A 12,632-nucleotide genomic window follows, 5' to 3' on the forward strand; every position below is an offset into this window, starting at 1 on the left:
GTGCAGATGGGCGGGAGCCGGTTCAGGGAGGCAGGCCCATGACGGGCCATCGGGCACCGCAACGACCAAGAGGTTTTTAGAGACCAATGGCTGGCGCAAAAGAGATCCGCACCAAGATTAAGAGTATCCAGAGTACTCAGAAGATCACCCGTGCCATGGAGATGGTGGCCGCGAGCAAGATGCGCAAGGCCCAGGACCGCATGAAGTCGGCGCGGCCCTATGCGGACAAGATCCGCAATGTCATCGCCCACGTGGCCCATGCCAGCAGCGAGTATCGCCACCCCTTTCTCGAGGAGCGCGAGGTGAAACGGGTGGGCTATATCGTGGTGTCCACGGATCGCGGCCTGTGCGGCGGGCTCAACGTCAACCTGTTCCGCACCACCCTGGCGGACATGAAGCGGTGGCGCGAGCAGGATATCGACATGGATTTCTGCACCATCGGCTCCAAGGCCATCGGCTTCTTCAAGCGCGTGGGCGGGAATATCGTCGGGGAGACCAGTCAGCTCGGGGATCGTCCGCGCCTGGAAGACCTCATCGGCACGGCGAAGGTGATGATGGACGCCTACGAGGAGGGTACGGTCGATCGGGTCTACCTGGTGTTCAACGAGTTCGTCAACTCCATGACCCAGAGGCCGCAGATCGAACAGATTCTGCCGCTGCCGCCGTCGGAAGACGAGGAACTCAGGCATCACTGGGATTACCTCTACGAGCCCGATGCCCAGGACGTGATGGAAAACCTCCTCATGCGTTACATCGAATCCCTGCTCTACCAGTCCGTGGTGGAGAACATCGCCTGCGAACAGGCGGCCCGCATGGTGGCCATGAAGGCGGCCTCGGACAACGCCGGTGACCTCATCGACGACCTGCAGATGGTCTACAACAAGGCCCGGCAGGCGGCCATCACCCAGGAGATCTCCGAGATCGTGAGCGGGGCCGCCGCCGTCTAGGCCGGCCCGGGACCCTACTGCAATGCCTTTTGGTGCGCGCCGAGCGCATCCACAGAAAAAACCTGAGGATAACGCGAAATGAGTTCGGGAAAGATAGTTGAAATCATCGGCGCCGTCGTGGACGTGGAGTTCCCGCGCGATGCCGTGCCCAAGATCTACGACGCCCTGATGGTGGGAGGCGATATGCTCACCCTCGAGGTGCAGCAGCAACTCGGCGACGGCGTGGTGCGCACCATCGCCATGGGTTCCACCGATGGTCTGAGACGGGGCATCGACGTCAACAACCTGGGACGGCCCATCTCCGTGCCGGTGGGCCAGAAGACCCTGGGACGGGTGATGAACGTGCTCGGGGAGCCCATCGACGACCTGGGGGACGTGGGGGCCGAAGAACTCTGGCCCATCCACCGCCAGCCGCCGGAGTTCGCCGACCAGGCCACCACGGTGGAGATCCTGGAGACCGGCATCAAGGTCATCGACCTCATCATGCCCATCGCCAAGGGCGGCAAGATCGGGCTGTTCGGCGGCGCCGGCGTCGGCAAGACCGTCACCCTGATGGAACTCATCCGCAACATCGCCGTGGCCCACAGCGGTTTCTCGGTGTTCGCCGGCGTGGGGGAGCGTACCCGTGAGGGCAACGACTTCTACCACGAGATGAAGGACGCCGATGTGCTGGACAAGGTGGCCCTGGTCTACGGCCAGATGAACGAGCCCCCGGGCAACCGCCTGCGGGTGGCCCTGACCGGCCTCACCATGGCGGAGTTCTTCCGTGAGGAAGGCCGCGACGTGCTGCTGTTCGTGGACAACATCTACCGCTACACCCTGGCGGGCACCGAGGTGTCGGCGCTGCTCGGACGCATGCCCTCCGCCGTGGGTTACCAGCCCACCCTGGCCGAGGAGATGGGGGTGCTGCAGGAACGCATCACCTCCACCAAGACCGGCTCCATCACCTCGTTTCAGGCGGTCTACGTGCCCGCGGACGACCTCACCGACCCGTCGCCCGCCACCACCTTCGCTCACCTGGACGCCACCCTGGTGCTGTCCCGGCAGATCGCCGAACTCGGCATCTACCCGGCCGTGGATCCCCTGGATTCCACCAGCCGCCAGCTCGACCCCCTCATCGTCGGCCACGAGCACTATGACGTGGCCCGCAAGGTTCAGGGGACGCTGCAGCGCTACAAGGAACTCAAGGACATCATCGCCATTCTCGGCATGGACGAACTGTCCGACGAGGACAAGGTGATGGTGTCCCGGGCCCGCAAGATCCAGCGCTTCCTGTCCCAGCCCTTCTTCGTGGCGGAGGTGTTCACCGGCTCCCCGGGCAAGTACGTGTCCCTCAAGGATTCCGTGGCCAGCTTCAAGGCCATCGTGGAGGGCGAGTACGACAACCTGCCCGAGCAGGCCTTCTACATGGTGGGCTCCATCGACGAGGCGGTGGAGAAGGCCAAGAGCATGCAGGGTTGAGCCCCGTGCCCGAGGTCTTCCCCCAACCCCCCAACGGAGCATTGAGTCGAATATGGCCATGACCCTACACGTCGACATCGTCAGCGCCGAGTCCGCCATCTTTTCCGGCACCGCCGAGATGGTGTTCGCCCCCGCCGTGATGGGTGAGGTGGGCATCGCGCCCCGCCACTCGCCGCTGCTGAGCCCCCTCAAGCCGGGGGAGGTGAGGGTGCGGCTGCCGGGCGGTGAGGAGGAAGTATTTTACGTCTCCGGCGGCATCCTGGAGGTTCAGCCCCACGTGGTGACGGTGCTGTCGGATACCAGCCTGCGGGCCCACGACCTGGACGAGGCCAAGGCCCTGGAGGCCAAGGAGAGCGCCGAGGCGGCGCTGGCGGACCGCAGCGCCGACATCGACTACGCCAAGGCCCAGGCCGAACTGGCGGAGGCCATGGCCCAGTTGCAGATGATCCAGCGCCTGCGCAAGAAGGCCAATCGTTGAAGGCGGGTAGCGCGCCGCGGTTGCACTGATTCACCCGGAGTCCGGCCATGCCCAGCCTCAGCGTCATCATCCTCGCGGCAGGTCAGGGCAAGCGCATGCACTCCGCCCTGCCCAAGGTCCTCCATCCCATCGCCGGCAAGCCCCTCCTGGGCCATGTCATCGACCGCGCCGCAGAGCTGGCCGCGGACCACATCGCCGTGGTCTACGGCCACGGTGGTGACCAGGTGCTTGAAGGCATGGCGGCGGCGCCCGTGCGCTGGGTGCTGCAGGCCCAGCAACTGGGTACGGGCCATGCCGTCGCCCAGGCCATGCCGGAGGTGGACGACGAGGCCACGGTGCTGGTGCTCTACGGCGACGTGCCCCTGACCCGCACCGCTACCCTGCGGCGCCTGGTGGACCTAGTCGGTCCCCGCAGTCTCGGCCTGGTGACCGTCCGCCTGGATGATCCCACGGGCTACGGCCGGGTGGTGCGGAATGCGGACGGTGCCGTCACGCACATCGTCGAGCAGAAGGATGCGGACTCCGAGGAACTGGCGGTAAGGGAGATCAACACGGGGATCCTGGCGGCGCCCGCGGGGGCCCTGCGGGGCTGGTTGGCCCGCCTCGATAACGCCAACGCCCAGGGCGAGTATTACCTGACGGACGTCATCTCCATGGCGGTGGCGGACGGCCTGGTGGTCCATACCGTCCATCCCGCCCACAGCCACGAGGTGGAGGGGGTCAACAACCGCGCCCAGCTCGCGGCCCTGGAACGCACCTACCAGCGGGCCCGGGCCGAAGAGCTGCTCCACCAGGGAGTGACCCTGATGGACCCGGCGCGCTTCGACCTGCGGGGCACTCTGGAGGCGGGCCGGGACGTGACCATCGACGTCAACGTGATCTGCGAGGGCCGGGTGGTGCTGGGGGACGGCGTGGTGGTGGGGGCCAACGTGGTCCTGAGGAACGTGGAGATCGGTCCCCACACCGAGGTCTTACCCTTCTCCATGGTGGATACGGCAACCGTGGGGGCGGACGCCCGCATCGGCCCTTACGCCCGCATTCGCCCCGAGAGCCACTTGGCGGATCACGTGCATGTGGGCAACTTCGTGGAGATAAAGAAATCGGCGGTGGGCGAGGGCTCCAAGATCAATCACCTCAGCTATGTGGGGGACAGCGAGGTCGGCCGCGGGGTTAATATCGGCGCCGGCACCATCACCTGCAACTACGACGGCGCCAACAAGCATCGTACCGTCATCGGCGACGACGTGTTCGTGGGATCCGACACCCAGCTGGTGGCACCGGTCACGGTGGGGGCGGGGGCGACCATCGGCGCCGGGACCACGGTGACCCGCGATGTCCCCCCCGGCGAACTGGCTCTCAGCCGGGTCGCCCAGACCATCCGCACGGGCTGGCAGCGGCCGCGAAAGAAGTAGCCACCCCGGCCGCTATCTGAAGCCAGACCCCGGCGTTTCCGGCCGGGCCGTCCGGTCCCGCGATGGCCCGGGCGAACGGCATATCATGGGTCCGGCACAGTCACTAGGGGGTACTGATTCATGTGTGGAATAGTCGGCGCAATCGCCAATCGGGACGTGGTCTCCACGCTGATGGATGGCCTCCAGCGCCTGGAATACCGCGGTTATGACTCCGCGGGTCTCGCCGTGCAGGGGCCCAACGGCCTGCAGCGCATGCGTTCCGTGGGCAAGGTGGCGGCCCTGCGTGGCCTGCTGGACCAGGGCGGTTTCAGCGGTGACCTCGGCATCGCCCACACCCGCTGGGCCACCCACGGCATGCCTGCCGAACGCAATGCCCACCCCCATATGAGCGGCGAGCGGGTGGCCGTGGTTCATAACGGCATCATCGAGAACCACTGGGCCCTGCGTACCATGCTTTCCGCCGAGGGCTATCGCTTCAGCTCCGATACCGATACCGAGGTCATCGCCCACCTGCTGGCCCGCGAGCTGGCGGGCAATACCGATCTACTGTCGGCGGTGCGCGCGGCCATCCGCCAACTGGTGGGGGCCTATGCCCTGGCGGTGGTGGCCCCCGATGATCGCGACCGGCTGGTGGTGGCGCGGGCCGGCAGTCCCCTGGTCATCGGCATCGGTGAGGGCGAGAACTTCATCGCTTCGGATGTGCTCGCCCTGCTGCCGGTGACCCAGCGCTTCGTGTTTCTGGAAGAGGGAGACCTGGCCGAGGTGCGGCGCGACGGTGTGATGGTCTACGACGAGCACGGGGAGGCCGTCGAGCGGGAAGCCAAGGTCTCCGTGCAAGTGGCCGGCACCATGGACAAGGGCCCCTACCGGCATTTCATGGAAAAGGAGATCGCCGAGCAGCCCGCCGTCATCGCCGAGACCCTGGAGGGCAGGATCTTCAAGGGCCGCCTGCTGGAGGAGAGCTTCGGCCACGAGGCCACGCAACTCCTGAACCAGGTGCAATGTGTGCACATCATCGCCTGCGGCACCAGCTACCATGCCGGGCTGGTGGCTCGCTACTGGATAGAGGAGGTGGGTATACCCTGCACCGTGGAGGTGGCGAGCGAGTATCGCTACCGCTCGGTGGTGGTGCCCCCCAACACTCTGTTCCTGACCCTGTCCCAGTCCGGAGAGACGGCGGATACCCTGGCGGCCCTGCGAGTGGCCAAGTCCGCCGGCTATCTGGGCAGCATGACCATCTGCAACGTGCCCGAGAGTTCCCTGACCCGGGAATCGGACGTGGTCCTGATGACCCGTGCCGGCCCCGAGATCGGCGTGGCCTCCACCAAGGCCTTCACCACCCAGCTCGTGTGCCTGCGCCTGCTCACCCTCGCCCTGGCGCGCCGTCGCGGCCTCACCGCGGACCAGGAACGGGTGCTGGTGGAGGAACTCCACGCCCTGCCGCGCCAGGTGGAGGTGGTGTTGGAGCTGTCCGATGCCATCAAGGCCATGGCGGATGCCTTTGCCGAACGCAGCCATGCCCTGTTCCTGGGACGGGGTACCTTCTACCCCATCGCCATGGAAGGGGCGCTGAAAATGAAGGAGATCTCCTACATCCACGCCGAGGCCTACCCTGCCGGGGAACTCAAGCATGGCCCCCTGGCCCTGGTGGACGCCGATATGCCCGTGGTGTGCGCGCTGCCGGACGACCCCCTGCTGGACAAGGTGCTTTCCAACCTCCAGGAGGTGCGGGCCCGCGGCGGTGAACTGTTCCTGTTCAGCGACCTCAAGGTGTCCATCGATCTGGACAACTACCAGAATCTCACCCTGTCGGATATCTGTCCCACCACCGCGCCCATCGTTTACACCGTACCCCTGCAATTGCTGGCCTACCACGTGGCGGTACTGAAAGGCACCGACGTTGACCAGCCCAGGAACCTCGCCAAGTCGGTCACGGTGGAGTAGCCCGGACGCGCATCGCGGGGGCGGCGGGACGTCCGGACTTCGTATATTCTTTACTCGAGAGAAGGTGTCCTGCATTGGCAGGAAAAGCGGAACCGTCGCACACTTTGACTGCACCGGCCTCGAAGGGTCGGGGGTGCCGCCGCTAACCGTTGCGCGGGCAGGATTGGACAAGGTGAGGCATGGGTCGACCATGGTGAATCAGGGGCATGAAGAAGACGGCGGCTCCGAGGTCAAGCGCTTCGGTTCGCACCTCGCCTCCCTGGTGAAGGTACCCTCCGCCCGCATCGCCGAGTTCGTGGACAGCTCTGCCCTGGAGCTGCAGCAACAACTCGCCGTCCTCGACGATGTCGATGGCCGTTTCGAGGCCATACTGCTGACGCTCCGGCGGGATCCGGAGCAGGGGCTGGAGGCCTTTTCCAGACTCGATCTGCGCATTGTGTCGCGGGACCATGGTTGGCGCGACATCCTCGCCAGGGAGGCGCTGCGGCAACCGGATGGCCTGCCCTTCCTCGTCGTGGCCCTGGAGAAATACATCGAGTATCTCCACTTTCGGCGCCGGCTTCTGGAGTTCATTCTCGAACGGCGGGCCGTGATGGAGACGGAGAGCAGGACCGACGTCTCCCCCTTCATGGCCACCCTGCACGATGTGGCCAGACGCGAGACCAGTGCCTTCGATCGGCCCGCGCGGGATCTCGGTGCCATGGCCTCCGACGTCTATCGCCGCCTGCCGCCGCGGGAGGCCTATCCGCTACATATTTCCGAAGGTGAGGAGATGACCCTGGTGATGGCGGGTCATTCGTTCCGCATGAGCCGGACGGCGGAGGTTCTGAACCTGACGGACGAGAACGGCGCCGCCTACCAACTTCCGTCCGGCAGCCACAGCGTCGGTCGCAGCCGTGATTGCGACGTGGTCCTGGACCCGAACCTGCGCGAGGTGTCCCGCAAACACTTGGTGATTGACTGGGATGGGCAGTCCGCACTCACCCTCATGGACGTGTCCCATCTGGGTACCTTCGTGCCCAAGCAGAGTGCCGGCTGAAGGCTCGCCCGCTCGGTTCCTAACCGACGATCCGCGCCACCCTTCAGAGGGTCTTGAAGACCTCCGCCGCCGCGGCCAAAGTGGTATCGAGGGTGTCGTCGTTGTGGGCGGCGGATATGAAGCCGGCCTCGAAGGCGGACGGGGCGAGGTAGATGCCGCGGTCCAGCATGCCGTGGAAGAAGCGCTTGAAGCGCTCCATATCGCAGGCGGTCACCTGGTCGAAGCGGGTGATGCGCGGCTCCTCGGAGAAGAACAGCCCGAACATGCCCCCCGCCTGATTGGTGGTGAAGGGTATCCCCGCATCCGCCGCTGCCGCGCGCAGCCCGGTGGTGAGACGGTCGGCCTTGATGGACAGGTCCTCGAAGAAGCCGGGCGCGGAGATGAGCTCCAGAGTCTTGAGGCCGGCCGCCATGGCCACTGGATTGCCCGACAGGGTCCCCGCCTGGTAGACGGGGCCGTCCGGCGACAACCGGGACATGACGTCGGCCCGCCCGCCAAAGGCCCCCACGGGCATGCCGCCGCCGATGACCTTGCCCAGGGTGGTGAGGTCGGGGGTGATGCCGAAGACCCCCTGGGCGCCGCCCAGGGAGACCCGGAAACCGCTCATCACCTCGTCGAATATCAGCAGGCTGCCGTACTCGTCACACAGTCCGCGCAGACCCTTCAGGAAGCCGGGATCGGGCAGCACGCAGTTCATGTTGCCCGCCACCGGCTCCACGATGACGGTGGCGATTTCGTTCCCCATGCGCCGGAACAGGTCGGTCACGGTATCCAGGTCGTTGTAGGTGACGGTGAGGGTATGCCGGGCCAGATCCGCCGGTACCCCGGGAGACGTGGGGACGCCCATGGTCAGCGCCCCCGAACCCGCCTTCACCAGCAGCGAGTCACCGTGGCCGTGGTAGCAGCCCTCGAACTTGACGATGGCGTCCCGTCCGGTGAAGCCGCGGGCCAGCCGGATGGCGCTCATGGTGGCCTCGGTGCCGGAGTTGACCATGCGTACCTGGGCCATGGAGGGCACCAGCTCGCACACCTTGGCGGCCATGAGCGTCTCCACCACCGTGGGGGCGCCGAAGCTCAACCCCCGGGCGGCCGCCTCCTGGACCACCCGCACCACCTCCGGATGGGCGTGGCCCAGTACCATGGGTCCCCATGAGCCCACGTAGTCCACGTAACGCTTGTCGTCCTCGTCCACCAGGTAGGGGCCTTCGGCCCGCTTGAAGAACACGGGATCCCCGCCCACGCCCTTGAACGCCCGCACCGGGGAATTGACGCCGCCCGGGATGTAGCGCCGTGCCTGCTCGAACAATTCATGGGACTGGGACATGGGTGACCTCTGCGCTGGGTTCAGTTGCCGGGTGGGTGGGATGGCTGCTCGAAGAGCCGTTGAAAACCCGTTGCCGCACGGCGGGGATCCGGCGCCTCGAACAGGGCGCCGATGACCGCCAGCAGATCGGCCCCGGCCGCCAGCAGCGCGGCGCCATTTTCCTCACGGATCCCGCCGATGGCAACCACGGGTATCCGCAGGCGCGGGCGGGCCCGGCTCAGCACCTCGATGGGGGCGCCGGATGCACCGGGCTTCGAGGACGAAGGGAAGAAGCGCCCGAAGGCCACATAGTCCGCGCCGGCCTCCTGGGCCGCCACGGCCGCGTCGGGTCGATCGTAACAGGACACGCCGATGATGCCCCGCGGGCCCAGGGCACGGCGCGCCGTGGTGATGTCCACGTCCTCCTGCCCCAGATGCACCCCGTCCGCGCCGATGGTAGCGGCTAGCTCCAGGTCGTCGTTGATCACGAGGGGCACGCCGTGACGCCGCGTCAGTCGCAGCAGGCCCTCGGCATCGGCCCGCCGGCGGGCCGAGGGAGAGTCCTTGTCGCGATACTGCAGCATGACGGCGCCGCCGGCGAGGACGGCCTCGCAGCGCTCCATGAGGGTCTCGCCGGCGAGGCCGTCACCGCTAATGGCATAGAGACCGCGGTGGGGCATGGGCCTGGGCCCGGTCATTCGGCCCGCCCGTGGGCCGCCCAGAACAGGCGGTTGGGCACATGCTGGCCGTGGCCGATGCGGTAGCCGTGGCGCAGGGCCTGCCAAGTATATTCCTGGGCATGATGTATGGCGGAGGTCAATTCCCGGCCATGGGCGGCGAGCCCGGCGATGGCGCCGGCCAGGGTGCAGCCGGAGCCATGGTAGCCGTGGGGGAGACGCTCCCAGTGGAAGGTATCGATCTCCCGCCGGTGTCCGAAGAGCCGGTTCGCGATCCGGGTGCCTGCCATGTCGCCGCCGGTGATGAGCACGTACTCGGCACCCAGGTCCATCATCTCATGAGCCGCCGCCTCGGGAGTGTCGGCATGGCGCGCGAGGACGAAGGCCTCGGCGGTGTTGGGCGTGGCCACGGTGGTGCGGGGCAATAGAAGGGCCCGTATGGCGTCCGGCACCTCGTCGTCCACCAGGCTGTCGCCGCGCCCGGATGCCAGCACCGGGTCCAGGATCACCGGCACATTCGGGTGGTCGGCGAGGATCCCCGCCACCGCCTCCACCAGGGCGGTGTCGGGCAACAGCCCGATCTTGCAGGCGGCCATGTCCAGGTCGGCGAGCAGGTGGCGGGCCTGCTCGATGAACTGCAGGGCGTCGACCGCATAGCAGGCCTGCGCGCCACGGGTGTCCTGGACGGTGAGGGCGGTCACCAGGGGGGCGGCGTGGCAACCCATACTGGCGATGGCCTCGATATCCGCCTGGATGCCCGCGCCGCCCGTGGGGTCCAGGCCGGACATGGTGACGACTATCGGATTGTCAGTAGGAGCCGGATTGTCGGAACGGGATTGAGACATGATGGGAATAGTTTACGTGAAAGTCGCGAAGCACGAACTCCCCCTCTCCCTCTGGGAGAGGGATGGGGTGAGGGCACGAACATGGCGATACGCGCTCCTCTTTCATCATCTTGGCGGCGCGTATCGCCATGAGAGTTAACACCGGCCCGTTCAAGCGCGCGCCGCATCGCGTTATTCTTCCCGTACCACTCGAGCGTCCCTTACGGAACCATGGCCAAATATATGTGCGTGATATGCGGCTTCGTTTACGACGAGGCCGAAGGCTTGCCGGAGGAGGGGATCCCCCCCGGCACGGCCTTCGACGATCTGCCCCTCAACTGGACCTGCCCCGACTGCGGCGCGCGGCGCGATGACTTCGAGATCATGCCGGAATGACAGGCGGTAAAACCCATAGCGGCCGATGGTTGAAAGTGGCTGGCGAAGCTGCCATCTTTTCCCTACAATTCCACAGGCCTATGGCTTAGAGGTGAAGATTATGAGCGAGACCGCAGTTGCCTTCGACAACAGAGTGACCGATCAGCAGATCAAACTGACCCCGCCGGCCCTGGAACAGATGCGCAGGCTCCTCGACCAGGTCGATGATGACGCCGTGGAGGCGGTGCGGGTGTTCGTCTCCGGTGGCGGCTGCGGTGGCATGACCTACGGCATGACCTTCACCGATCGGCGCAGCCCCTACGACTGCGTGCTCGAGGATGACCAGGGCTTCAGGTTGTACGTGGACTCGGTGGCCATCAACTACCTGCAGGGTGTGGAGATAGACTTCGTGGACCGCCCCATGGGCGCCAGCTTCGTGTTCAACAATGTCTTCCAGGCCACCGGCGGCAGCGGCTCCTGCAAGGCTTGTGGCTCCACCGGCGGTGGTTGCGGCTGAGGCCATTCGCCACCCGGCCTCCCACCCCGGTATCTCCTACCGGGTCCTGATCCTCGGGGGCGGGCACCCGCCCGCCCCCTGACTGTCTCGTACCCATGTCGAAAGCAGGCGGCGTCCTTCTCGTAACGCCGCCCACCAGTTATCGCCTGCCCGCCTATCTGCGTGCCGCCGGGCGCCTGGGTCTGGGGGTGGTGGTGGCTTCCCAGGGGCATCACCCTCTCATCCAGGCCGCTTTCACCGGCATCCATTACGACCCCGATGAACCCGACTGGCCGCTGCGGCTGGCCGCGGCCGCGGCACCCCACGGCCCGCGCATGGTGGTGGCCACCGACGACGGCACCGTAGAGGCCGCGGCGCGGGTGGCCCCCGAACTGGGGCTGCCCCACAACAGCCTGCGCAGCGTACAGACGTCGCGGCGCAAGGATCTCGCCCGCCAGGCCCTGGGCCGCGCCGGCCTGCCGGTACCCCGCTTCAGGCGGCTCCACCTGGATAGCCCCCTGGCCCCTCAACTGGAGGGCCTGTCCTTTCCCTGCGTGGTCAAACCCCTGGCCCTGTCCGGCAGTCGCGGGGTCATGCGGGTGGACGACGCGGCGGACATGGGCACGGCCTGCGCCCGCATCCAGACCATCCTGCGCCACGCCGCATCAGGCGAGGAACGGGATTGGGTGTTGGTGGAGGACTACCTGCCGGGGCGGGAGGTGGCCTTCGAGGGCCTGCTGGTGGATGGACGCCTGGTACCCCTGGTGCTGTTCGATAAGCCTGATCCCCTGGAGGGGCCGTTTTTCGAGGAGACCTACTACATCACGCCGTCGCGCTTGCCGGCGTCAATCCAGTCACGCCTGGTCGCCCATGTGGCCGCGGCCTGCGCGGCCTATGGGCTGCGCCAGGGGCCCGTCCACGCGGAGCTGAGGGTGAAAGGGGACGATTCGTGGATCCTGGAGCTCGCGGCCCGCACCATCGGTGGCCAGTGCGCGCGGCTCCTTAGCCTGGGGACGGGGCACAGCCTGGAGGAACTGGTGTTGCGGGCCGCCATGGGCAGGGAGGTGGCACCCGTGGCCCTGGAGGGTGGTGCCGGAGTCCTCATGATCCCCATCCCCGGACACGGCATCCTGCGTCGCGTCGAGGGGGTGAGCGCGGCATTGCGGGTGCCCTGCATCGAGGAACTGGAGATCAGCGTGCGGGAGGGGTATGAACTGGTGCCGCTACCCGAAGGTTCGAGCTATCTCGGCTTCATTTTCGCCCGGGCGCCGACGCCGGCGGCCGCCGAGGAGGCCCTACGGGCGGCCCACCGGGAACTCAAGGTGGTGGTCAGCCCGGTGCTGGGCCGTCAGCCCGTGGAGACTATTTCTTAGCGCCGGGGGCCTGGAAGCCGGAGGGCGGGCCGCCACCCTCTCCTTCATTGAAGAAGAAACCGACCATGTGGCGTTCGATGATCTCGATGGTGCCGGGGTCAGCGGTGTTCAGCCCGTTCTCGTTGATGATGGTGGTGAGGCGATCGAGCCATTGCTGCCAGCCTTCCCTGGAGACGTTCTCATAGATACGCTCTCCCAGTTCGCCCGGATGGGGCGGGGCGTCCAGGCCATCCGCTTCCCGCTTGAGGACCACGCAGTGCACCGTTCTCGTCATGAAGTGTTTCCCGTTTTTTCTGTGTCCCG

General features: G+C 66.6%; 13 protein-coding genes. 9 read left to right on the forward strand and 4 right to left on the reverse strand.

Going from position 1 to position 12,632, the window contains the following annotated elements; genetic code table 11:
* Positions 1 to 86: 86 nt before the first annotated feature.
* The 6 genes from atpG (at position 87) to U5S82_11450 (ending at position 7,281) form a co-directional block, all read left to right on the forward strand.
* Positions 87 to 947, forward strand: a complete 861-nt coding sequence (gene atpG / locus U5S82_11425) for a F0F1 ATP synthase subunit gamma (GenBank protein MDZ7752253.1) — start codon at positions 87 to 89, stop codon at positions 945 to 947.
* 78 nt (positions 948 to 1,025) lie between these two features.
* Complete coding sequence (gene atpD / locus U5S82_11430) at positions 1,026 to 2,408, forward strand: F0F1 ATP synthase subunit beta (GenBank protein ID MDZ7752254.1); 1,383 nt, start codon at positions 1,026 to 1,028, stop codon at positions 2,406 to 2,408.
* A 52-nt stretch (positions 2,409 to 2,460) separates the two neighbouring features.
* A complete protein-coding gene (locus tag U5S82_11435) occupies positions 2,461 to 2,886 on the forward strand; it encodes a F0F1 ATP synthase subunit epsilon (GenBank protein ID MDZ7752255.1) in 426 nt (141 codons plus the stop codon).
* A 47-nt stretch (positions 2,887 to 2,933) separates the two neighbouring features.
* On the forward strand, positions 2,934 to 4,298 hold the full coding sequence (glmU, locus tag U5S82_11440) for a bifunctional UDP-N-acetylglucosamine diphosphorylase/glucosamine-1-phosphate N-acetyltransferase GlmU (GenBank protein MDZ7752256.1): 1,365 nt from the start codon (positions 2,934 to 2,936) through the stop codon (positions 4,296 to 4,298).
* 120 nt (positions 4,299 to 4,418) lie between these two features.
* Positions 4,419 to 6,242: a glutamine--fructose-6-phosphate transaminase (isomerizing) gene (glmS, locus tag U5S82_11445; protein MDZ7752257.1), complete on the forward strand. Its 1,824-nt coding sequence runs from the start codon at positions 4,419 to 4,421 to the stop codon at positions 6,240 to 6,242.
* 190 nt (positions 6,243 to 6,432) lie between these two features.
* Entirely contained in the window at positions 6,433 to 7,281 is an 849-nt protein-coding gene (locus tag U5S82_11450; GenBank protein MDZ7752258.1) for an FHA domain-containing protein, read from the forward strand.
* A gap of 43 nt (positions 7,282 to 7,324) precedes the next feature.
* Here the strand turns inward: U5S82_11450 and hemL are convergent, their stop codons facing one another.
* Genes hemL through U5S82_11465 form a run of 3 tightly spaced genes read right to left on the reverse strand, consistent with a single transcriptional unit; the run spans position 7,325 to position 10,049 of the window.
* Positions 7,325 to 8,605 carry a glutamate-1-semialdehyde 2,1-aminomutase gene (gene hemL, locus U5S82_11455; protein ID MDZ7752259.1) on the reverse strand — a complete coding sequence of 427 codons (1,281 nt, stop codon included), beginning with the start codon at positions 8,603 to 8,605 and terminating at the stop codon, positions 7,325 to 7,327.
* Between the two features lie 20 nt (positions 8,606 to 8,625).
* Positions 8,626 to 9,282 carry a thiamine phosphate synthase gene (thiE, locus tag U5S82_11460; GenBank protein ID MDZ7752260.1) on the reverse strand — a complete coding sequence of 219 codons (657 nt, stop codon included), beginning with the start codon at positions 9,280 to 9,282 and terminating at the stop codon, positions 8,626 to 8,628.
* Complete coding sequence (locus tag U5S82_11465) at positions 9,279 to 10,049, reverse strand: hydroxymethylpyrimidine/phosphomethylpyrimidine kinase (protein MDZ7752261.1); 771 nt, start codon at positions 10,047 to 10,049, stop codon at positions 9,279 to 9,281. Before U5S82_11465 ends, thiE begins: the two co-directional genes overlap by 4 nt.
* A gap of 267 nt (positions 10,050 to 10,316) precedes the next feature.
* Here U5S82_11465 and U5S82_11470 point away from each other — a divergent pair, with 267 nt between their 5' ends.
* The 3 genes from U5S82_11470 to U5S82_11480 all read left to right on the forward strand — a co-directional run bounded on the left by U5S82_11470 (position 10,317) and on the right by U5S82_11480 (position 12,329).
* The gene (locus U5S82_11470; protein ID MDZ7752262.1) at positions 10,317 to 10,481 is read left to right on the forward strand and encodes a rubredoxin; all 165 of its coding nucleotides are present in this window, start codon (positions 10,317 to 10,319) and stop codon (positions 10,479 to 10,481) included.
* Between the two features lie 100 nt (positions 10,482 to 10,581).
* Complete coding sequence (locus U5S82_11475; GenBank protein MDZ7752263.1) at positions 10,582 to 10,977, forward strand: iron-sulfur cluster assembly accessory protein; 396 nt, start codon at positions 10,582 to 10,584, stop codon at positions 10,975 to 10,977.
* A gap of 95 nt (positions 10,978 to 11,072) precedes the next feature.
* On the forward strand, positions 11,073 to 12,329 hold the full coding sequence (locus tag U5S82_11480; protein MDZ7752264.1) for an ATP-grasp domain-containing protein: 1,257 nt from the start codon (positions 11,073 to 11,075) through the stop codon (positions 12,327 to 12,329).
* Here U5S82_11480 and U5S82_11485 read toward each other — a convergent pair.
* On the reverse strand, positions 12,319 to 12,603 hold the full coding sequence (locus tag U5S82_11485; protein ID MDZ7752265.1) for an oxidative damage protection protein: 285 nt from the start codon (positions 12,601 to 12,603) through the stop codon (positions 12,319 to 12,321). The two genes, U5S82_11480 and U5S82_11485, sit on opposite strands and share 11 nt — an antisense overlap.
* Between the last annotated feature and the right edge of the window lie 29 nt (positions 12,604 to 12,632).

The organism is Gammaproteobacteria bacterium (assembly GCA_034522055.1).
Taxonomy (GTDB): Bacteria; Pseudomonadota; Gammaproteobacteria; order JAABTG01; family JAABTG01; genus JAABTG01.

Bases quoted from the DNA above. Each gene is read 5' to 3' on its own strand.
- U5S82_11450 (MDZ7752258.1), top strand. From the start codon at position 6,433: ATGGTGAATCAGGGGCATGAAGAAGACGGCGGCTCCGAGGTCAAGCGC.
- glmS (MDZ7752257.1), top strand. From the start codon at position 4,419: ATGTGTGGAATAGTCGGCGCAATCGCCAATCGGGACGTGGTCTCCACG.
- hemL (MDZ7752259.1), bottom strand. From the start codon at position 8,605: ATGTCCCAGTCCCATGAATTGTTCGAGCAGGCACGGCGCTACATCCCG.
- U5S82_11480 (MDZ7752264.1), top strand. From the start codon at position 11,073: ATGTCGAAAGCAGGCGGCGTCCTTCTCGTAACGCCGCCCACCAGTTAT.
- atpD (MDZ7752254.1), top strand. From the start codon at position 1,026: ATGAGTTCGGGAAAGATAGTTGAAATCATCGGCGCCGTCGTGGACGTG.
- U5S82_11475 (MDZ7752263.1), top strand. From the start codon at position 10,582: ATGAGCGAGACCGCAGTTGCCTTCGACAACAGAGTGACCGATCAGCAG.
- U5S82_11435 (MDZ7752255.1), top strand. From the start codon at position 2,461: ATGGCCATGACCCTACACGTCGACATCGTCAGCGCCGAGTCCGCCATC.
- U5S82_11470 (MDZ7752262.1), top strand. From the start codon at position 10,317: ATGGCCAAATATATGTGCGTGATATGCGGCTTCGTTTACGACGAGGCC.
- thiE (MDZ7752260.1), bottom strand. From the start codon at position 9,282: ATGACCGGGCCCAGGCCCATGCCCCACCGCGGTCTCTATGCCATTAGC.
- U5S82_11485 (MDZ7752265.1), bottom strand. From the start codon at position 12,603: ATGACGAGAACGGTGCACTGCGTGGTCCTCAAGCGGGAAGCGGATGGC.
- U5S82_11465 (MDZ7752261.1), bottom strand. From the start codon at position 10,049: ATGTCCGGCCTGGACCCCACGGGCGGCGCGGGCATCCAGGCGGATATC.
- atpG (MDZ7752253.1), top strand. From the start codon at position 87: ATGGCTGGCGCAAAAGAGATCCGCACCAAGATTAAGAGTATCCAGAGT.
- glmU (MDZ7752256.1), top strand. From the start codon at position 2,934: ATGCCCAGCCTCAGCGTCATCATCCTCGCGGCAGGTCAGGGCAAGCGC.